Raw genomic sequence first — 20786 nt, 5'->3', positions numbered from 1 at the left:
TTTAGATATAATATTCTCTCCGGGGCAAGCGTATGCACAGTTTATATTTCACTGGCTTAGCCTTTGCACACATATATATTACGCGTTAAAACGCTTATTGGTTTCATCTAAAAGCAAATTATAAAGCATTTGGGCAACTTCTTTTGTATCATGGCGAATCATCCCATTTTCGTGGCTGACAATCTCGCCATGCATAATCTCAAGGCCCAGTTCGGTCAGTGCACCTGTATCATAAACAACAGGCTTAGCCATTTCCTCGCTATACCGTTCCTGGATATGCCGAGGAATTTCTTCATTATTGACAAGAATCGTGTTGATAAACGCACAGCTCATATGGTCATATAACGCCTTCACATGGTCACTCGCTGTATAGTCAAGCGTTTCCCCTGCTTGTGTCATTAAATTGCATATATACACCTTTTTGGCTTTCGAGTGGCAAACCTCGCTGCCGAGCTTAGGCACTAGCAGGTTTGGAAGTATGCTGGTGTATAAGCTGCCAGGCCCGATAATAATCATATCTGCCTGTCTGATTGCCTGCAGTGTTTCAGGCAGGGCTTTAATATTTTTCGGCGTTAAGAATACCCGTTTAATTTTTTTGCCGGAGTAAGGGATCTCGATTCACCTGAAACGATTGTCCCGTCTTCCATTTCCGCATGCAGCACAACACTTTGATTGGCAGCCGGCAGAACCTTTCCCCGTACATTTAAAACCTTGCTCATTTCCTGAATGGCATGGACAAAGTTGCCTGTAATCGAGGTCATGGCTGCAAGAATCAGGTTACCGAGTGAATGGCCGGATAACTCATTGGATGTCGCAAAGCGATGCTGGAACATCTCCTCAATCAGCGGCTCCACATCTGATAGAGCAGCCAGCACATTTCGGATATCCCCAGGCGGAGGGATGCGAAGGTCATTTCGTAATCTTCCTGAGCTGCCGCCATCATCGGCTACTGTCACAATCGCAGTAATATCAACAGGATGCTTCTTTAATCCCCGCAGGAGAACGGGCAATCCTGTTCCGCCTCCGATGATGACAATTCTTGGCTGTCTGTTCATTTGGTGTTTTCCTTTCTCCTCTCGATGTCACGATGAGTGATGGCCGTGTGGTAGTCCTTTTTATAATAATTAGCTATATATTCTGCCAATGCTACCGAACGGTGCTGGCCTCCGGTACAGCCAATCGCCACAACGAGCTGGGCCTTTCCTTCCCTTTTATAGTGAGGAAGCATAAAGCTCAGCAGCTCCGTAACCTTCTCGAGGAATTTACTTGTTTCCGTCCATTTCAGCACATAGCTGGATACATCTTCATCCAAACCGGTTTTCGGCCTCATATGCTCGATATAATGAGGATTTGGCAGGAAACGCACATCGAATACAAGATCTGCGTCAATCGGTATTCCATGCTTAAAGCCAAAGGACATCACATTGACTGTAAAGATTGTCTTTTTATTTAATGAAAATTCCGTAAGAATTTTTTCACGCAATTCTCTTGGTTTCATTTGGGAAGTGTTATAAATAAGCTGGGCCCTTCCTTTTAACTCCTCCAGCAGCTCCCGCTCAAGCTTAATTCCTTCCAGGGGCAATCCGGATGGAGCAAGGGGATGTGATCGTCTGGTTTCTTTATATCTTCTAACCAATGTCGAATCATCCGCGTCCAGGAAAAGAATTTGCGGTGTAACCCATGAGGTCTCCGATAACTCATCCAAAGCCTTAAACAAATGATCGAAAAATTCACGCCCGCGCAAATCCATCACCAATGCTACCTTATTCATTTTATTACCTGATTCCTTCATCAGTTCAAGAAACTTCGGCAGCAGTGTCGGCGGCAAATTATCGACACAGAAAAAGCCAAGGTCTTCGAAGCTTTGAATGGCTACCGTCTTGCCGGCCCCTGACATTCCCGTAATAATGACCATTTGAGTATCATTCACAGCACCCGTACTCATTCTATTTCCCCCTGTTTATGTCAAAATTCAGCTAGGATCCAGCCTGTAACTGATCAATTCAAAATCTGGCGTGTACGTAAACGTTCCATAAATCATGCCCTGGCCGTGAATCATATATTCCAATATATGTGAATCACCAGCAGCCATCGGCAGATTTTTTATCTCCGAAAACGGATGCCAGCGAAGCTTGCCTTCCTCGGACTCATCCACATTTAAGCCATCCGAGGCTGTGGCCAGGAACGTGAACATCATCCACTCCTGTACAACCTTATCGCCATCCTTCATGATAAAGGTAAAAATCCCTTTTATATTGGGATTGCGCAGATAGATTCCGGTTTCTTCCCTGAACTCACGGATGCACGAGTCCCTTACTGATTCGCCTGGCTCCATTTTTCCGCCCGGCGCTACCCACCAGCCTCGTCTGGGCTTTTGCAAAAGCAATACTTGATCATCTTTTAATAACACACAGTTCGTGACTCGCTGCAACACTATTCACCTCTAATTTATCCGAATCATTCCGTTAACTGCTTTTGCAAGGAATCGCTTTATGTAAAAGCCGGCTAACGCTTTTCTTTATTCCTTTCATTATACTATTTTTGTCATACAGCCACAATGAATACAGATTTCCAATAAAGAAAGTTAAAAGGAATACCGGAGGGGCCTGTTGAGTACTCCGCAAACCGCTGGCAAGACTTCATTCCGTAAGCCTCTCTCCATATAAACTTCCCAACACAAAAAAAAGAGCACAGGCCAAGTGCCTGTGCTTTACAAAGGATTATATCTTTAAAAGGGGGTCAATTTCTATTCCTATATTACCCGATATTTATTTCACACAGGTTACAGAAGAATTAAAACAACATGACTTTTTGTTAATCTTTGCACGAGGTGGCTAAATTTTCTAATAAAAAAGCTGCACGTACCCCTTTTGGGTGATGTGCAGCTTTTTGAAATTAATTTTTCGCTTTAAGGCTTTCTTTTAGTTCCTCAACATAATGCTGGGCACTTTGAGCAGCGATACTTCCATCGCCAGTAGCCGTTACGATTTGGCGCAGGGATTTTTCTCGAATGTCACCAGCAGCAAAAATGCCTTCCACCTTCGTTTCCATACGCTCATTTGTTTCAATATAGCCGTTGCTGTTTGTAATGCCGAGGCTTGCAAACGGCTTGGATAGAGGAACCATTCCGATATAAATAAAGATACCGTCTGCCTTGAATTCCCTTTCTTCGCCCGTTTCAGTAGACACTAGGGTTACGCTGCCCACTTTGCCATCCTTTTCGTTGACTTCTTTAACCGTTGTATTCCAGATGAAGTCAATTTTTTCATTGTCAAACGCACGCTGCTGCAGGATTGCCTGCGCGCGCAGCTCTTCACGTCTGTGAACGATTGTTACCTTGGATGCGAAGCGAGTTAAATAAACACCCTCCTCAACAGCGGAGTCACCGCCGCCGACAACAACAAGCTCTTTGCCTTTAAAGAAAGCACCATCACAGACCGCACAGTAAGACACCCCGCGTCCGCCCAGCTCTTTTTCACCAGGAATGCCTAGCTTCTTGTACTCCGCACCAGCTGAAATAATGACAGAACGGGCTTTGTATTGCTTGGATCCGGCAACAACTGTTTTATACTCTTCGCCGTCAATCACTTCTTTAATATCGCCATAAGCGTATTCAGCGCCGAATTTTTTCGCATGGTCAAACATTTTTGTAGATAAATCCGGCCCTAAAATATGGTCAAAGCCAGGATAGTTTTCAACTTCTTCTGTGTTCGCCATTTGTCCGCCTGGAACACCGCGTTCAAGCATTAATGTAGAAAGATTAGCACGGGATGTATAGACAGCAGCTGTCATTCCGGCTGGGCCTGCTCCAGCGATAATGACATCATAAATTTTTTCTTCACTCACAACGATTCACTCCTTCAGTATTCTGCTCTCCTGTAATATCCGCAAGGTTTTTTATTAAATAGTCCTTTATTACGCATATTATAGTATGACCTTCTTACTGCTATCCTATAAAATCCAAGAGTGTTTCGTCCAAAAATCTGCTCACTGAAGACGGTCGTTCACAGATTTCACATATTTGCCCATTGTCGAAGCGGAAATTCCGTACCTGCCGGCTATTTTTGATTGTGAAACCTTTTCGTTGCGGAGCTTATGCCACACATATTCAATTGCAGCGGCCCAGGCTTCTTTATTTTTAACATTCTGCTGGTTATTTGTCATTTCAACAAAGATGGTAAACCACATTAAATATAACCCAGCTTCCACTGTACCGATAGGATGATGGTTTTCGTAAAGCAGCTCGGCTGTTTTATGCGCATCCTGAACACCGTTCGGCGTTTCCTGCTCGTTCTTAACAAATGAAAGATAATCCTTTTCCATTTGTGTGAACCTGTCATTTTTGACCATTGCGTCTGATGCCAAAATGTCATTTTTTCTGCTGGAAACGGACGTTAGGAAAAGTCCAAATAAGCGCTCTTCGATATAATCGCTTTCCAGCTTTTTCAGAATGGAAGAATAGTGGTCTTCAAAACCGCTGTTCGTCACTTTTTCATCATTCCAAGGTTCAAAGCCAACCTTCTCCGGATTGATTTCGATCGCTTTCTTCCATGCAGATTTCGCCAGTTCTTCCTTCCCGGTAAAATATGCTGAGTAAGACAGCCAGTAATAGAATGGACCGTCCCCTTCAAAGCCCTTTTTCTGAAGCTTGCGCAGCCATGAAAAAGCAGCATCGTATTCACCTGTTAACGCAAAAGTCGCACCAAGTTTAAACTGATGTTCAACCGAAAGCGGCTTAATTTTTTTCAGCGCCTCTTTTAACAAACGCACCTGCCTGAAATCACGCTCGTAAAAGGCAAAAACAAGCTTGTTGCAAAGAGCATGTAGATTCCCCGGATTTTCCTCAAGAACTTTCTCCAGAATATCGGAGGCCTTTTGGACCTCTCCCAGGTAAAAATACGCCAATGCCAGGTTGTTGTATGCGGACCAATACTCCGGATATTCATCAATAACCGAATTCAGAATCTCCACCGCTTTCGGAAAATGCCCGGACTCAAGCAATTCTCGTGCATGCTCCTGCTTCGTAATTAAATCATCCTGCTCGTAAAGATCCTCATCCAAATCATCCGCCTCAAGCGTCAGTAAATCCAATAGATCCTCTGTATCTTCCGTGAACTCTCCGTCCCGATCCAAATCAAGATACGTATTCGCGTGCTGATAAGCATCCTTAAAAAGACCCAAATGAGCATAATTGTTTGCGAGGAAATAATGGCACTCCACCATATCCTCATCAAGCTCCTCCAGTATCATATGAAGCAAACGATTTGATTCCTGATACTCGCCCATCTCGGAATGGACAATCGCCAGCTGACAAACAATCATCGGTTCACCCGGCTCAAGCTGCATCGCACGCATTAAGTATTTCTTCGCTTTATGAAAATCCCTGCGGTGGTACGCCTTAATTCCTTTTGAAAAATAGTACTCACCTGTCGGGATAAATGACAGTAACTTTCCTTTTTGGTGTCTAGCCTTAGAGTCTTTGCTCATGAAATCCTCCATTAATGTTAGTAACTAAAGTAGTATATCATACGAACAAGCCTGCGGAGAAGGGATGAAATCACAATAGTGTTTCCAGCAGGATTTTTTTATTGGAAATCTTACCGCTGTTATGTTTTAAAGGGTTATCGCAGCAGTTTAATATAGCTGGATATCTATATGGGGAATGTCCCGATAGCGGGGCGGCGGAAGGTAGCGGCGGCCTTTGCCTGTACGGTATGGGGGAGGTTGAGGGACTCTAAGAGGTATTAAAAAAACCGCCCTCCCTTATTCGGAGGCCGGTTCACTTTTCTTATCGTGCCGCTTATTTAATACTTTCAAAACTTCATTAAAAGGCAGGTCCTGTTCGCGCAGGAGTACCATTAAGTGATAGATCAGGTCGGCAGATTCCCATTTTAGTTCTTCCTTATCGCGGTTTTTGGCTGCGATGATGACTTCAGCTGATTCTTCGCCGACTTTTTTCAGGATTTTATCGACGCCCTTTTCAAAGAGGTAGGTCGTATAAGCTCCTTCAGGACGTGTTTTTTCGCGCTCTGCGATGACTTTTTCAAGTGTGTAGAGAATTTCGTATGAAGATAAATCAGATGCAGATCCGCCAGCTTCTTCCCCGTACACTCTCTCCTCAAAGCAGCTTTCCGTTCCTTTATGGCAGGCAGGACCTGCTGGCTCAACCAATACCACAATGGCGTCCTGGTCGCAATCAAGCTTCATTTCAACGATTTTCTGTGTGTTTCCGCTTGTAGCCCCTTTATGCCAGAGCTCATTGCGGGAACGGCTGAAGAACCAGGTTTCGCCTGTTTCCACTGATTTTAATAGTGACTCCTGGTTCATATAAGCGAGTGTCAAAACTTCTTTAGTCTTCGCATTTTGCACTACAGCAGGGATTAGTCCCTTTTCATCAAACTTCACGCTCTCAATATTCACCGGACAACCACCCCTTTTTCCTTTATATAAGCTTTCACTTCTGTAACAGATGTTTCTTTATAGTGAAAAATCGATGCTGCCAGGGCGGCATCTGCTTTTCCATCGATAAATGCTTCGGCAAAGTGATCGGCATTGCCGGCACCGCCGGATGCGATTACCGGAATCGAAACAGCTTCACTGACTGCTTTCGTAAGCTTAAGATCGAAGCCTTTTTTCTCGCCGTCTGAATCCATGCTTGTCAGTAAAATTTCGCCGGCGCCGCGTTCAGCAGCTTCCCTGGCCCAGGCAATGACTTCAAGTTCAGTTGGTGTCCGGCCGCCATGTGTGTACACACGCCAGGAACCTAGCTCTTCATCATATTTTGCGTCAATCGCTACGACGATGCACTGGGATCCGAAGAAGTTCGCACCTTCTGTAATTAGATCAGGGTTATTTACAGCAGCTGTATTAAGGGAAACCTTGTCGGCCCCTGCGCGCAAAATCCGCTTCATATCTTCCAGCGCATTAATCCCGCCACCGACTGTAAATGGAATGGCAAGCTCAGAAGCAACCGCCTTAACGACTTCCACCATCGTTTTCCGGCCTTCATGAGAAGCTGAAATATCGAGGAATACCAGTTCATCAGCACCCTGTTCATCATAAAATCGGGCAAGCTCAACCGGATCTCCGGCATCACGCAGCTGAACAAACTGAATTCCTTTTACAACACGGCCCTCTTTAACATCCAGGCAAGGAACGATACGTTTTGTCAGCATTATTTCTTCACCTCTTTTAAGGCTTCTGCCACAGTAAATCGCCCTTCGTAAATAGCCTTTCCGACAATTGCACCGGACACGCCTTCTCCCGCGTACTGCTTCAATTGAGCCAGATCTGCCAGCTGGCTGACACCGCCGGAAGCGATGACGCTTTTGCCTGTTTCCTGCGCGAGAAGACGAACCGCTTCCACATTTGGACCTGAAAGCATGCCATCAGTTGCGATATCAGTAAAAATAAAGGTTTCAGCACCAGCATCTGCAAATCTTTTACCAAGGTCAACTGCCTTGACTTCAGAGGTTTCAAGCCAGCCATGTGTTGCTACATAGCCATTTTTTGCATCAAGCCCGACAGCAATCGCTTTTCCGTATTTTTGGATCATCTCAATTGCGAACGCTGGATTAGATACAGCAATACTTCCAATAATCACCCGGGTAATGCCATTTTCAAGGTAGTGAAGAATGTCTTGTTCTGTACGGATCCCTCCGCCGATTTGGACAGATACTCCGAGTTCGCGAGCCGCCTGTATGACGTATTCATCATTGACGCGCTTCCCGTCCTTAGCGCCGTCAAGGTCCACCATATGGATCCAGCCTGCTCCTTCATCAGCAAACTTTTTGGCCATATCAAAAGGAGAATCGCCGTAGACTGTTTCCTTATCATAGTCCCCCTGCAGCAGCCGAACGCACTTGCCGCCTCTCATATCGATTGCCGGATAAATGGTAAAACTCATTTCACAGACATCCTTTCTTCAACCAGCTCGGTAAAGTTGCGCAGCAGCGCCATCCCGAGCGCACTGCTTTTTTCAGGGTGGAATTGCATGCCGAACACATTTCCCCTGCCGACAACTGCCGGCACTTCTACATCATACAAACTTCTGCTGATGACAACTTCTTTATCATTAGTATCCACAAAATAGGAGTGGACGAAATAAACATAATCTTCTTCAAGCCCTTTTAAAATGGGAGAGCTATGTAAGAATTCAAGGCGATTCCAGCCCATATGCGGCACTTTATACGTTTCGCCTTCAGCTGTTGTGCCTGGAAAACGTCTTACATGGCCGGGCAGGAGCTGCAAACCTTCAGTCAGCCCATTCTCTTCGCTATCCTCAAACAAAAGCTGCATCCCGAGGCAAATACCCAGCAGCGGCTTTCCTGTTTCTGCATACTCTTTTACCAGATCAGCAAGGCCTGTAGAATTCAAGATGGACATTGCATCTTTAAAGGAGCCGACTCCCGGCAAAATCAATCCATCTGCCTTCATCAGCTCATCTTTATTTTCAGATAAAAAATAAGGAACTTCCAAGCGTTCGAGCGCTTTGCTGACACTAAAGAGATTCCCCATTCCGTAATCAATGATGCCGATCATTTACAACATCCCTTTCGTTGATGGAACTCCCTTAATCCGCGGGTCAATAGTTGTCGCTTCGTCAAGAGCACGAGCGAGCGCTTTAAAAATCGCTTCAATAATGTGATGTGTATTTTGTCCGTAGTGGACGATCACATGCAGGTTCATTCTTGCTTCAAGTGCAAGCTTCCAGAGGAATTCATGCACTAGCTCCGTATCAAACGTGCCAACCTTTTGGCTTGGAAACTCTGCGCGCATTTCCAGGTGCGGGCGATTGCTGAGGTCAACCACAACTTGAGCCAAAGCTTCATCCATTGGAACAAAAGCGTTGCCATAGCGCTTGATGCCCTTTTTATCACCTAAAGCATCCTTCAGCACTTGTCCGAGGCAAATGCCGATATCCTCTGTCGTATGGTGGTCATCAACGTCCGTATCCCCATTGGCAACAATGTTCAAATCAAATTGCCCATGCTTGGCGAACAGGTCAAGCATATGTGTCATAAAAGGCACGCCTGTTTCCAGGTCGCTTTTGCCTTCCCCATCTATATTTAAGGAAAGTGAGATATTTGTTTCGTTTGTTTTACGGGAAATTTCTGCAGTTCTGGCCATGATTATTCCTCCAGCTTATTTTCTTAGTCTTGTTTCAATGGAGCGGGCATGGGCTTCAAGCCCTTCGAGTCGTGCAAATGCCGCAATTTTTTCGCCATTGCTTCTTAAAGCTTTTTCACTATATAAAAGAATACTTGATTTCTTTTGAAAATCCTCCACGTTTAGCGGACTTGAAAAACGGGCGGTTCCGTTGGTCGGCAGAACGTGGTTCGGGCCTGCAAAATAATCGCCGACCGGTTCCGGACTGAATCTTCCAAGGAAAATGGCACCTCCGTGCCGAATTTGTCCAAGAAGCTCCATCGGGTTCTCTGTTAAAATTTCAAGGTGTTCCGGAGCGAGACTGTTAACCGTTTCAACCGCTTCATCCATACTTTCCGTCACATAAATGGCGCCATAATTCATGATGGACTGAGCGGCAATTTCCTGGCGCGGCAGCTCGGCAAGCTGGCGTTCAACTTCTGCTGAAACCGCTTCTGCCAAAGCCGACGATGGTGTAACGAGCACCGCACTCGCCATAGGATCATGCTCAGCCTGTGATAAAAGATCAGCTGCAGCCTCATCAGGCTGTGCCGTCTCATCTGCAAGAATGGCAATTTCACTTGGGCCAGCGATCATATCAATATCCACATCGCCAAAAACTTCACGCTTGGCGAGTGCTACAAAAATATTTCCTGGTCCTGTGATTTTATCGACTGAAGCAATCGTTTCAGTACCATATGCAAGGGCGGCAATCGCCTGGGCTCCGCCAACTTTATAGATTTCTTCCGCACCTGCGATATGTGCGGCTGCCAGAACCGCCGGAGGCAGCTTGCCGGTCTTTTTATCAGGAGGCGAAGTAATCACAATCCGTTTGACGCCCGCTACCTTTGCAGGAATCACATTCATGAGTACGGATGACGGATATGCCGCCGTTCCGCCTGGAACATACAACCCAACCGAATCAAGCGGTGTAATCTTTTGCCCTAGGACTGTGCCATTTTCCTCGGTTGTCATCCAGGATGGGCGCAGCTGTTTTTCATGGAAGGACTTGATATTATCAGCAGCTTCTTTAATGATCTCGAGGATTTCTTCATCCACCTGGCTGTATGCTTCTTCAATCTCAGCCTGTGTTACCGCAAAATCATCAAGGGAGATGCCATCAAATTTTTCCGTGTATTCTTTTAACGCCTGGTCTCCATTTTGGCGGACTGCTTCAATGATACCTTTTACAATTGCCCGCTGATCCTCCGTTCCATTATCAACAGACCGTTTAATCGAAACCTGGTCTTTTACTTTTAAAATTTTCATAGGGTTCTACATCCTTTTAAGAGCTTATTTCTTCTCCTGAAATAACTTCTGACAGCCGGCCAACGAGCTCGCTGATTCGTTCGTCCTTCATGCGGTAGCTGACAGGATTAACAATCAGCCTTGAGGTGATTCCCACGATTGTTTCGTATTCAACGAGTCCGTTCTCTTTTAAAGTACGGCCTGTTGAAACGATATCAACGATCCGATCTGCAAGCCCGATCATTGGAGCCAGCTCGATGGATCCGTTCAGCTTAATGATTTCAACCTGCTCTCCCTGCTCGCGGAAATAGGCAGCCGCGATATGCGGATACTTTGTCGCGATTTTAGGAGCAACATCGTTTAGCTTTGTGTTTGGCAGGCCAGCAACCGCAAGATAGCAGGCACTGATTTTTAAATCAAGCAGCTCGTAAACATCACGCTCTTCCTCAAGCATAACATCCTTCCCGGCAATTCCAAGATCTGCAACGCCATGCTCCACATAGGTTGGCACATCCATCGGCTTTGCGAGGATAAACCGGAATTTTTCTTCCGGCACATCTATAATCAGCTTGCGCGAATCATCAAATTCAGGAGGCAGTTGGAAGCCCGCCTGGCGCAGCAATTCGGCAGCTTCTTCAAAAATGCGGCCCTTCGGCATCGCAATCGTTAAAACGTCACTCATTTTACGCTCTCCTTTCCAGCTTTTCCGACTAAAAAGGTAATATCCTCATATTGGTTCGTACAGGCATCAAGATCCTTCACGCCGCTGATATCCTGAAGAACCACTTTCTTTCCGGATGCGCGCTGTTCCTTTGCAAGCTGGAATGCTTCTTTTCGGCGCTCCGGGCTATATAAAATGCAGTAAACCGGTTCAGCTGCTTTGTTATCTTCGAGAGCTTCAAGCAGGCGGTCCAGTCTGATCGCAAAACCGGTCGCTCCAGTATCTTTTCCGAATTTTCGAAGCAGAAGATCGTAGCGGCCGCCGTTTCCAATCGGGAAACCGACGTTTCCGGCATAAACTTCAAACAGGATGCCCGTATAATAGCTCATATGGCTGACAAGCGTTAAATCAAATTTAACTGTGTCCTCCTGACCGTAATCAAGCATGATTCCCCATAGCTGCTGCAGCTCGGCAAGGGCCTTTTTGCCTGTACCGTTTTCGAGAAGGCCATAAGCCATTTCAATAACTTCTTCTCCGCCTCTTAATTTAAGGAAGTCGAGAAGCCTTTGTTTATCGATGGATGAAAGGGCCAGGCTTTTTACATGTTCCCTATACCCCACATAATTCTTTTCATATAAAAATCTGGTTAAGTTTTCAACTCTTTCTGCCGTTCCAAGAATCTGCTGGAAGAATTCGCGCACAAATCCGACATGGCCGACAGACAGCTGAAAGTTCTGGAGTCCTGCTTCTTTTAAGGAAGAAATCATCAGTGCCATGCCTTCTCCATCTGCGCTTATTGTATGGTCGCCAATACACTCAACGCCGATCTGCTCAAACTCGGCCGGGCGTCCGCCCTCCCGCTGCTGGGCGCGGTAAACATTCGCAGAATAGGCCAGCCGGATTGGCAGCTCATCTTTTAACAGGCGTGAAGCCGCCACCCTCGCGATTGGAGCGGTCATGTCCGGGCGCAGTACAAGTGTATGCCCCTGCTGGTCAAGGAGCTTGAACAGCTGCTGATCAAGAATAGCAGAAGCCGCTCCAACTGTTTCGTAATATTCAAGCGCAGGCGTTTCAATAAACTGGTAGCCCCAGCGCTTCATTTCTTCCTGAATGGATGACCTGACTGCAGCTTTTCTTTCATACAAATCAGGTAATGTATCTCTCATTCCTAATGGTTTTTCAAACATAAATAATCGGCTCAAAAGTATTCACCTCTATGACTAAAAAATTCCGAATCCTTTAGTTCGCTAATATGGTAACAAATTGAAGTTATATGTAGTGTAACGCGGTTCGTTTGTGACGTCAACCAATAGGTTGGAGAAAAATTTGATCCTGCATAAAAAAGGCTCCTTTTTGGTTTGAAAAAGGAGCTTTTGCTTTAGTTTGCTCTTTTATAGGAGAGGTTATTTGAGCCGATAGCGTTTTTTGCGTCACTTTTCGAATTTATGCGCCACTCCTTGATCTGATGCGGTTTTGTATCTATCCTGATCACGGGGATATAAAAAACCCCGCCAGCCTAAGCCAGCGGAGCCTTCTCCTCATTCATGCCATATATCGGATCGTCTGCCCAGCGAGCGGCGAGTTCTTCCTTTGTGTATATAACCCGCATCGGGTTGCCGCCGACGAAGGCGCCGGCAGGGACATCCTTGTGGACGAGCGTTCCCGCGGATACGATGGCTCCGTCACCGATCGTGACACCCGGCAGGATTGTCGAATTGGCGCCGATCATGACTTCGCTGCCAATTTCAACTCGGCCGAGACGATACTCTTTGATCAGGTACTCATGTGCCAGAATCGTTGTGTTATAGCCGATAACCGTGTTGCGGCCGACGCTGATTTTTTCCGGAAACATGACATCCAGCATGACCATGAGTGCGAATGACGTTTGGTCCCCCACCTTCATTCTTAAAAAGGTCCTGTAGAGCCAGTTCTTCATGCCGAGAAACGGTGTATAGCGTGCCAGCTGGATGACAGCAAAGTTTTTGACGACCTTCCAGAACGGAACGGTTTTATACACATGCCAGAGAGAATTGCCGCCCTCGACTGGGTAACGTTCCGTTTTTCTCATTGCTTTTCTGCCTCAAGGATATCAAGCAGGTCAGCCATGTTGTCGAGCATATAATCAGGTTCAAAGCGGGCCAGAAACTCGCGGCCTTTGGCCGTCCAGGCAACTCCTGCCGTTTTCGTGCCGGCGTTTTTCCCGCCTTCAATATCGTGTGAGTTATCTCCAACCATGATCGCATCTTCCGGCTTTGCATCCAATAAATTCAACGCTTTTAAAATGGGCTCCGGATCCGGCTTCGGTTTTTCCACATGATCGAGCGTCACAACCACATCAAAAAATTGATCAAGATTTGTCAGCTTTAAGCCCTTATCTACTACATTGGAAACCTTGGTCGTTACGATGCCCAGCTTGTAGCCGGATTCCTTTAAAGTCCGCACTGTTTCGAATACGCCTTCAAACTCCTTCACAAGGACATCGTGATTTTTAATATTGTACTCCCGGTAAACAGTGATCATTTCCTCCACTTTCTCCGGGTTGATCGATTCGAATGTTTCATGAAGCGTTGGCCCCATAAAGGGAAGGACATCCTCACGCTGATACCGTTCTGGGTAATATTGCCCCAGTGTATGCAAAAATGAAGATATAATTAATTCATTTGTATCGATTAATGTTCCGTCTAAATCAAATAAAATTGTGTTAATACTCATATGTTGCTTCCTTTCTTTTTGCCAGATCAGCACGGTTCCAAATCATTGCAACCACCAGTGTCAGCACAATTGCTACCCCCAAGCGGATGAGCAGGAGCGGCAGGATTGGAATGCCCAGAGGAACAAAGATCAGCGTATCCTCCACAACAGCGTGGCAGGCTACGAGGAATATAAATGCGATCGTAACATCTTTTTTGCTGACACCATCCTCCTGGACAGCCTGGATCATGACACCCGCCCCGTAGGCGAGACCAATCAGCAAGCCAGCCGCCAAAGTGGTTGACGTATTTTCTTTCATACCCAGCGCTCTTGTAACAGGCGCCATCCATTTTGAAAAAACAGCGAGCCATTGTTTGTCTTTTAAAATTTGAATAGCCACCATAAGCGGTATAACAATTATGGCAAGCTGGAAAATCCCAAGCAATGCTGTTTGCAGTGCATCCATTATGATGGGAACGAATCCGGACACCTGCTCTTCTTTTGCTGGGATAAATCCGTACTTGGCCGTTTCCGAACCGCCCTGCCAGGTTAAATTAATGACTGCCGCGCTAATGAACGCAAGACCGAATCTTACGGCTAAAACAACCCAAAGCTTGACGCCGACTTTTAGGGCTACTCCCGTTTCAATCAGCATATTATGCGAAAAAGACAGCATGACTGCGATAATAAAAACTTCTTTTACCGTGAGATCAAGCGTTAAAATCGCCCCGATTCCGGCATACAAATTCAAAAAATTCCCCAAAACAAGCGGTATGGCTGCATCCCCTGACAGCCCAATCAGATTCATAAGAGGCGTGATCAGCTTTATAACCCATGGAAGCACTGGCGTATGCTGCAGCATTGCCACGATCAGCGTAACCGGAAAAATGACTTTTCCAAGTGTCCATGTTGTCTTTAAGCCGACCATGAGCCCCCGTTTCGATGATTCAACCAGCATCTCTTTTCTCCCTTTGTTCGTTTTTTCTATGCTTTATCCAAATAGCGGGCGTCTGCCAATCCTGTTTTTCTTCTATAGAAAATGAGAGCAAGCGCGCCAATAATAAGAGCAATTGAAATCGTCTGCGCGATTCTTAATGTGTCTGTAAGCATCAGGCTGTCTGTCCGCAATCCTTCCACGAAGAAACGGCCGATTGAATACCAGATCACATACGTAAGGAAAAGCTCTCCGCGCCGCAAATTCGCTCTTCTTAATAATATAAGAATAACAAACCCAATTATATTCCAAATTGATTCATATAAAAACGTTGGATGATAATAAGCACCATTGATATACATTTGGTTAATAATAAATTCAGGCAGGTGCATATTTTCCAAAAAAGCGCGGCTGACTTCCCCGCCGTGTGCTTCCTGGTTCATAAAGTTGCCCCAGCGTCCGATTGCCTGACCTAAAATAATACTTGGCGCTGCAACATCAGCAAGCTGCCAGAAGGAAATCTTTTTGTTTTTCGCAAAAATATAAGCGGTGATGACGGAACCAATTAGAGCTCCATGAATGGCAATTCCGCCATTCCATATTTTTATAATCTCGCCCGGGTTCTGCGAGTAAAAGTCCCATTGAAATATAACATAATAAATCCGTGCGGAAATAATGGCAATAGGAATGGCCCAAAGCATTAAATCTGCAAAAATATCCTTAGGGAGTCCCCTTCTCTCCCCTTCCCTCATTGCAATGATGAGAGCCAACGCAATGCCGATCCCGATAATGAGGCCATACCAATGGACTTGGATCGGTCCAAGGGAAATGGCAATCGGATCAAGCGGCTGTATATTGTTTTCCATGATCACTTCTCCTTCTCTAGAAAAGCGCAAGGCGCCCGCTTAATTAGAACGCAGACTAAAACCGCCACGTCCTGTGGCAACGTCTGAATGACCCGCATCCTCCCAAAAGCTGCCGCTTTTGGTCGAGCGATGAGGATGCTGACGAAGCTTTCCTTGTCCTGCGGGCCTCAAGCATAAGACAAGCCTGCATGAAGGTTGTTCTTTAACCTTTGTGACGGATTGGCTTATGACCTCGAGCCGATGGCGCCTGGAGCTAGACAGTTATCTATGGTTGTGCTTCCTCTATTTATATCACTTAATTCCTTTAATGAAGCCGTTTATTAGACTTCAATCAAACGTTTGATTGAAATGAAAAGCAAACTTAACGGTCCTCATGATCGCCGTCTTCAATGACATCAGACAAGCGGTTGGTAAATTGTTCGGCTGCATTCATGCCCATTCGTTTTAGGCGGAAGTTCATGGCCGCAACTTCAATGATAACAGCAAGGTTACGTCCAGGGCGGACCGGAATCGTCAGCTTTGTGATTTCCGTATCGATGATTTTCATTTTTTCTTCATCAAGGCCGAGGCGGTCGTATTGCTTTTTCGGATCCCACAGCTCCAGATTCATCACAACGGAGATTTTCTTATAGCTGCGGACTGCCCCTGCTCCAAACAATGTCATAACATTAATGATGCCAAGGCCGCGGATTTCAAGCAAATGCTCAATAAGTTCCGGCGAGTTTCCGACTAGATAATCTTCATCCTCCTGCCTGATTTCCACACAGTCATCTGCAACAAGACGATGGCCCCGTTTTACGAGTTCAAGAGCTGTTTCACTTTTACCGACACCGCTTTTTCCCGTAATCAGCACCCCTACACCATATATATCGACTAGAACACCATGGACTGCAGTCGTAGGGGCAAGCTTGCTTTCAAGAAAGTTGGTCAGCAAGCTGGAAAATCGGGTTGTTTTTTGCTTTGTACGAAGAAGAGGTACAGACTCGCGTTCAGCGGCTTCGATGAGCTCTTCCGGAATTTCAAGCGACCTTGTGATAATGATGCCCGGCGTAATATCCGTACATAAACGTTCCAGGCGGCTTTCCCGGTCTGTATCGTTTAATTTTTCCGCAAAGGTTAGCTCCGTTTTCCCCAGCAGCTGAACCCTTTCTCCCGGGTAGTAATCAAAATAGCCAGCCATCTCAAGCCCTGGCCGTGAGATATCACTCGTTGTAATCGGCCGGTTAATGCCTTCCTCCCCGGCAATCAGCTCAAGACCAAATTTTTCTATAATATCTTTTGTGCGAACTTTTACCAAGTTAAGCTCCTCCTTTATGCTGGCACTTCTCGGATGAAATTGTTTAATGTCCTATAATAGTTCCTCTTATTTTAGCACTTTTTAACGCAGAACCAAATTTCTGATAGCGAATTTTACAAAAGTTTAAGGATGTTATAGGCCCTTTTGCTTAATCGGCAACGGAATGGACAATTTTTCACATTAGGCAGCGTATAGTTATGGTAAGACAGCCTCGAAATCTTTAACAATATAAAAATATACATAAATGGTATAGACAACTATACTGTTAGTTGGTAATATTAGTATGTAAGCGGATTCATTGACTTTTTATTTGTTTCTTGCACTTGTATTCTATTTTTTTATGAGGGGGAAAAGCTCATGCGTAAAGAAGAACGCTTGGCGAAAGAGATTACGGATCAGTTGGGCGGCACCGGCAATATCGCAGAACTGGCTTCCTGCATGACCCGCCTTCGTGTGAAACCGGTTGATGCAAGCAAGGTCAGCCTCGAAGGCATCAAGGATATTGATGGAGTTATGGGCGTTGTTGAAGCAGAAACACTGCAAATCATTCTGGGACCGGGTATTGTCACAAAGGTGGCTGACGAGGTATCAAAAATGACGGGCATGAATGTGGCTTCTGTGGATGATGGCGAAGAAATTGATACTTCATTGGAAGGCCTGGCTGCACGTACAAAAGCTGGACTCAATGAGAAAAATGCCACACCATTCAAATTATTTTTAAGAAAAATTGCCAGTATCTTCATCCCGCTGATTCCGGCGATTGTTGCATCCGGTTTGGTCGCGGGGATTACAAATGTAGTGATCCGCTCCGGCGCAGATCCGGAATCAACTTTAGTACAGATGCTGAGCTTAATTGGCTGGGGATTATTCAGTTACCTGGGCGTGTTCGTTGGTATTAATACAGCGAAGGAATTTGGCGGATCGCCTGCTCTTGGTGGTGCGGCCGGTATCCTGTTAATCAACCCGGGCCTTGCGAATATTACTCTTTTCGGTGAAGCACTTGTTCCTGGGCGAGGCGGATTAATTGGCGTCATGCTGGCAGCTGCTCTTATCGCCTTTTTAGAAAAGAGAATCCGCAAAGTGGTTCCATCAGCTGTTGATATTATCGTAACACCTACTCTTGCTTTATTAATCACAGGCTTTGCAACATTCTTTATCCTGCAGCCTGTTGGCGGATTCCTGTCAGATATCATTACAAAAGGATTGCTTGGCATTCTTGATATTGGCGGCGTCCTTGCCGGATTAGTACTTGCCGGAACATTCCTTCCGCTTGTTGTAACCGGCTTGCACCAAGGTTTAACACCTGTGCATATGGAATTAATCAATACAATCGGCGATGACCCGCTTCTGCCAATCCTGGCAATGGGCGGCGCAGGCCAGGTCGGTGCAGCATTTGCCATCTATTTCAAAACAAAGAATGCCCGTCTGAAAAAAGTCATCAAAGGCGGTCTTCCGGTTGGAATTCTCGGCATCGGCGAACCGCTGATCTTCGGGGTAACCCTTCCATTGGGACGCCCGTTCTTAACAGCATGTCTAGGAGCTGCTGTTGGCGGAGCATTCCAGGCGTTCTTTAAAATTGCCACGATTGCGATCGGGGTTTCCGGCATACCGCTTGCCTTCCTCGTGCACACACATCAAATAGTATTGTACCTAATCGGTTTATTAATCGCCTATGCATTCGGCTTCCTGTTCACATGGATGTTCGGATTTAAGGAAGAAATGGCGAAAAATATTTAAAACAAAGGCTCTGTTATAGCTTATTGTTGTTTTTTAGCACCCTGTTGATTGGAGCGTCGGACCACCCGCGGAAAGGGAGTGCCTCGTGCTGAAATCAACAGGCAAATTTAACAGAGCCAAAACAAATAAAGAAGGAGGATCGATTCCTCCTTCTTTACTTATGAGGTCATATTTTTTAAAAATTCGAACTTAAATTGAGGTGAGCTTGATGCTTGGAATATCAGTCTATTTATCTGATAAACGGCAGGAACAAAATGCGGAATGGATTGGGAAAGCAGCTTCCTTTGGGTTAAAATCCATTTTCACTTCCCTCCATATTCCTGAAGACGACCACAGTACATATAAGCATTTGCTGCAGGAGCTCGGCGCTCTGGCCAAACAGCATGATATGGAGCTGCTGGCGGATGTTTCTCCGCAATCATTAGGCCACTTGGGCTTAAATTGGGAATCGATCGATACCCTTCTTGACTGGGGCCTGGCTGGCATTCGGGCTGATTATGGCTTTTCAGCTTCCCAAATTGTTAAACTCTCGAAAAAAATGAAACTTGGAATAAATGCGAGCACCATTCCAGCAAAGGAGCTGCAAGAGTGGCTCGATCTTGGCTTAAACGCCAGCAATGTAGAGGCATGGCATAACTTTTACCCGCGCCCTGAAACAGGTCTGGACAGAGAGTTTTTAATCAAAAGAAATCAATTTTTAAAAGGAATGGGCATTACAACGATGGCTTTTGTTCCCGGTGATGGCGAACGGCGCGGTCCTGTTTTCTCAGGACTGCCGACTTTGGAAAAACATCGGGGCTTCTCCCCTGCTGCGGCAGCTGCTGAATTAATGAACAGCTGTTATACGGATAAAGTATTAATCGGTGACCATTCGGTAAATGATGAGACATTGATGCAATTAACCAAAATGGCCGAGGGTGTGATTCCTCTTCGCATCGAGACTCTTGGCGGGCAGCACCATGAGGACCTTTTTAAACAAGTCCATACAAACCGCATGGATCCTGCCCGGGATGTGATCCGGTCAGTGGAATCAAGATCATATGCCCAGCAGGGACAAACTAAACTGGAACCTGCTAACCAGGTGGATCGTAATAAAGGCATGGTGACGGTTGATAATGTTCTATACGGACGCTATGCAGGCGAAATGCAAATCGCTCTGGCAGACCTGCCGCGGGATGAACGCGTCAATGTGGTGGCCAGAGTCATAGAGGAAGACCTTCCTCTTTTGGACCAAATCAAAGCGGGAACAAAATTTCAATTAGTGGTGAGGGATCAATGATGAATATTACGAAGCTTAATACCGAGCAGCGAAATCCAAAAACAATGGAAATTGATTTAATGACAACAGAAGAAATTATTACAATCATCAATCAGGAGGATACGATTGTTCCCAATGCCATCGCACGGGAAATTCCCCATATTGTAAAAGTGGTGGATGAGATTGTGGAGAGTTTTAAAAAAGGCGGCCGTCTCATTTATGTAGGGGCCGGCACTTCCGGAAGGCTTGGCATTATTGATGCTTCCGAATGTCCTCCAACCTATGGCACCGATCCTGAAATGGTTGTCGGCATTATCGCCGGCGGAAAAGAGGCGATGACCGATGCGATTGAAGGCGCTGAAGATGACAGTGCGCAAGGCCGCCAGGATGTGATGGATATCAGCCTGACTGAGAATGATGTGCTTGTCGGAATCGCAGCAAGCGGACGCACTCCATACACAATCGGAGCGCTTCAATACGGAAACGAAGTCGGAGCTGTTACGGTTTCGGTCGCCTGCACAAAGGATTCCGAGATGGAGAAAATCTCAAGATATACGATTGCGCCGATCACGGGTCCGGAAGTGGTTACAGGCTCCACACGCATGAAAGCAGGAACTGCGCAAAAGCTGGTATTGAACATACTTACGACGGCGTCTATGGTCAAGCTCGGAAAAGTGTACGGGAATCTGATGGTCGACGTGCAAATGACCAATGAAAAGCTGTTCAAACGAGCGGAGAATATCGTCAAAATGGCAACAGGCGCATCTGATAAGGAAGCCAAAGCCGCTCTGCTGGAGCAAAAGCATAATACGAAGGCTGCCATCCTGCAAATCTTAACTGGATTAAAAGGCGAAGCAGCGGCAGAGCTTTTGGATAAGCATAACGGCTATTTGCGTGAAGCAATAGCAGAATATCATTCAAACTAGGGATAGAATTAGGATTCTTAG

General features: G+C 45.8%; 20 protein-coding genes and 1 pseudogene. 3 read left to right on the top strand and 18 right to left on the bottom strand.

Going from position 1 to position 20786, the window contains the following annotated elements; translation table 11 throughout:
• Positions 1 to 78 precede the first annotated feature (78 nt).
• From AC3ZVC_RS07505 to hprK, 18 genes and pseudogenes are all read right to left on the bottom strand, one after another.
• Positions 79 to 1055: pseudogene (locus tag AC3ZVC_RS07505) on the bottom strand (gluconeogenesis factor YvcK family protein).
• Positions 1052 to 1945, bottom strand: coding sequence for an RNase adapter RapZ (gene rapZ, locus AC3ZVC_RS07500; RefSeq protein WP_490067702.1), 894 nt, complete (start codon positions 1943 to 1945; stop codon positions 1052 to 1054). The pseudogene AC3ZVC_RS07505 and the gene rapZ overlap by 4 nt, the downstream one beginning before the upstream one ends.
• 27 nt (positions 1946 to 1972) lie before the next feature.
• Positions 1973 to 2431, bottom strand: coding sequence for an NUDIX hydrolase (locus tag AC3ZVC_RS07495; protein ID WP_026582041.1), 459 nt, complete (start codon positions 2429 to 2431; stop codon positions 1973 to 1975).
• A gap of 464 nt (positions 2432 to 2895) precedes the next feature.
• Positions 2896 to 3846, bottom strand: a complete 951-nt coding sequence (gene trxB / locus AC3ZVC_RS07490) for a thioredoxin-disulfide reductase (protein WP_490067699.1) — start codon at positions 3844 to 3846, stop codon at positions 2896 to 2898.
• 141 nt (positions 3847 to 3987) lie between these two features.
• Positions 3988 to 5487, bottom strand: a complete 1500-nt coding sequence (locus AC3ZVC_RS07485) for a tetratricopeptide repeat protein (protein WP_490067698.1) — start codon at positions 5485 to 5487, stop codon at positions 3988 to 3990.
• Between the two features lie 276 nt (positions 5488 to 5763).
• The gene (hisIE, locus tag AC3ZVC_RS07480) at positions 5764 to 6420 is read right to left on the bottom strand and encodes a bifunctional phosphoribosyl-AMP cyclohydrolase/phosphoribosyl-ATP diphosphatase HisIE (protein ID WP_490067697.1); all 657 of its coding nucleotides are present in this window, start codon (positions 6418 to 6420) and stop codon (positions 5764 to 5766) included.
• Entirely contained in the window at positions 6417 to 7175 is a 759-nt protein-coding gene (hisF, locus tag AC3ZVC_RS07475; RefSeq protein WP_490067695.1) for an imidazole glycerol phosphate synthase subunit HisF, read from the bottom strand. Before hisF ends, hisIE begins: the two co-directional genes overlap by 4 nt.
• Positions 7175 to 7906 (bottom strand): 1-(5-phosphoribosyl)-5-[(5-phosphoribosylamino)methylideneamino]imidazole-4-carboxamide isomerase, encoded by a 732-nt coding sequence (gene hisA, locus AC3ZVC_RS07470; RefSeq protein WP_490067692.1) that lies wholly within the window; start codon positions 7904 to 7906, stop codon positions 7175 to 7177. The genes hisF and hisA overlap by 1 nt, the downstream gene beginning before the upstream one ends.
• Positions 7903 to 8541 carry an imidazole glycerol phosphate synthase subunit HisH gene (gene hisH, locus AC3ZVC_RS07465; protein ID WP_490067688.1) on the bottom strand — a complete coding sequence of 213 codons (639 nt, stop codon included), beginning with the start codon at positions 8539 to 8541 and terminating at the stop codon, positions 7903 to 7905. The genes hisA and hisH overlap by 4 nt, the downstream gene beginning before the upstream one ends.
• On the bottom strand, positions 8542 to 9129 hold the full coding sequence (hisB, locus tag AC3ZVC_RS07460; protein WP_110064608.1) for an imidazoleglycerol-phosphate dehydratase HisB: 588 nt from the start codon (positions 9127 to 9129) through the stop codon (positions 8542 to 8544).
• Positions 9130 to 9144: 15 nt separating this feature from the next.
• Positions 9145 to 10416, bottom strand: a complete 1272-nt coding sequence (gene hisD, locus AC3ZVC_RS07455) for a histidinol dehydrogenase (RefSeq protein WP_490067684.1) — start codon at positions 10414 to 10416, stop codon at positions 9145 to 9147.
• A gap of 16 nt (positions 10417 to 10432) precedes the next feature.
• Positions 10433 to 11077 carry an ATP phosphoribosyltransferase gene (gene hisG, locus AC3ZVC_RS07450; protein ID WP_490067680.1) on the bottom strand — a complete coding sequence of 215 codons (645 nt, stop codon included), beginning with the start codon at positions 11075 to 11077 and terminating at the stop codon, positions 10433 to 10435.
• Entirely contained in the window at positions 11074 to 12258 is a 1185-nt protein-coding gene (locus AC3ZVC_RS07445) for an ATP phosphoribosyltransferase regulatory subunit (protein WP_490067678.1), read from the bottom strand. The genes hisG and AC3ZVC_RS07445 overlap by 4 nt, the downstream gene beginning before the upstream one ends.
• A 314-nt stretch (positions 12259 to 12572) precedes the next feature.
• The gene (locus AC3ZVC_RS07440) at positions 12573 to 13124 is read right to left on the bottom strand and encodes an acyltransferase (protein WP_490067675.1); all 552 of its coding nucleotides are present in this window, start codon (positions 13122 to 13124) and stop codon (positions 12573 to 12575) included.
• The gene (ppaX, locus tag AC3ZVC_RS07435) at positions 13121 to 13768 is read right to left on the bottom strand and encodes a pyrophosphatase PpaX (RefSeq protein WP_490067672.1); all 648 of its coding nucleotides are present in this window, start codon (positions 13766 to 13768) and stop codon (positions 13121 to 13123) included. Before ppaX ends, AC3ZVC_RS07440 begins: the two co-directional genes overlap by 4 nt.
• The gene (locus AC3ZVC_RS07430) at positions 13758 to 14705 is read right to left on the bottom strand and encodes a nucleoside recognition domain-containing protein (protein WP_490067669.1); all 948 of its coding nucleotides are present in this window, start codon (positions 14703 to 14705) and stop codon (positions 13758 to 13760) included. Before AC3ZVC_RS07430 ends, ppaX begins: the two co-directional genes overlap by 11 nt.
• A 26-nt stretch (positions 14706 to 14731) precedes the next feature.
• Positions 14732 to 15547 (bottom strand): prolipoprotein diacylglyceryl transferase, encoded by an 816-nt coding sequence (gene lgt / locus AC3ZVC_RS07425; protein WP_490067666.1) that lies wholly within the window; start codon positions 15545 to 15547, stop codon positions 14732 to 14734.
• Between the two features lie 361 nt (positions 15548 to 15908).
• Positions 15909 to 16844: an HPr(Ser) kinase/phosphatase gene (gene hprK / locus AC3ZVC_RS07420; RefSeq protein WP_490067663.1), complete on the bottom strand. Its 936-nt coding sequence runs from the start codon at positions 16842 to 16844 to the stop codon at positions 15909 to 15911.
• A gap of 357 nt (positions 16845 to 17201) precedes the next feature.
• On the opposite strand from hprK, the gene AC3ZVC_RS07415 reads away from it, so the two are divergent.
• From AC3ZVC_RS07415 to murQ, 3 genes are all read left to right on the top strand, one after another.
• Complete coding sequence (locus tag AC3ZVC_RS07415) at positions 17202 to 18581, top strand: PTS transporter subunit EIIC (protein WP_490067661.1); 1380 nt, start codon at positions 17202 to 17204, stop codon at positions 18579 to 18581.
• Positions 18582 to 18789: 208 nt separating this feature from the next.
• Positions 18790 to 19860, top strand: a complete 1071-nt coding sequence (locus AC3ZVC_RS07410; RefSeq protein ID WP_490067658.1) for a DUF871 domain-containing protein — start codon at positions 18790 to 18792, stop codon at positions 19858 to 19860.
• Positions 19860 to 20765, top strand: a complete 906-nt coding sequence (gene murQ / locus AC3ZVC_RS07405) for an N-acetylmuramic acid 6-phosphate etherase (protein ID WP_490068858.1) — start codon at positions 19860 to 19862, stop codon at positions 20763 to 20765. The genes AC3ZVC_RS07410 and murQ overlap by 1 nt, the downstream gene beginning before the upstream one ends.
• The last annotated feature ends 21 nt before the right edge of the window (positions 20766 to 20786 follow it).

This window comes from Cytobacillus sp. C11.1 (assembly GCF_058145115.1).
This window is presented reverse-complemented; position numbering and strand designations above follow the sequence as displayed.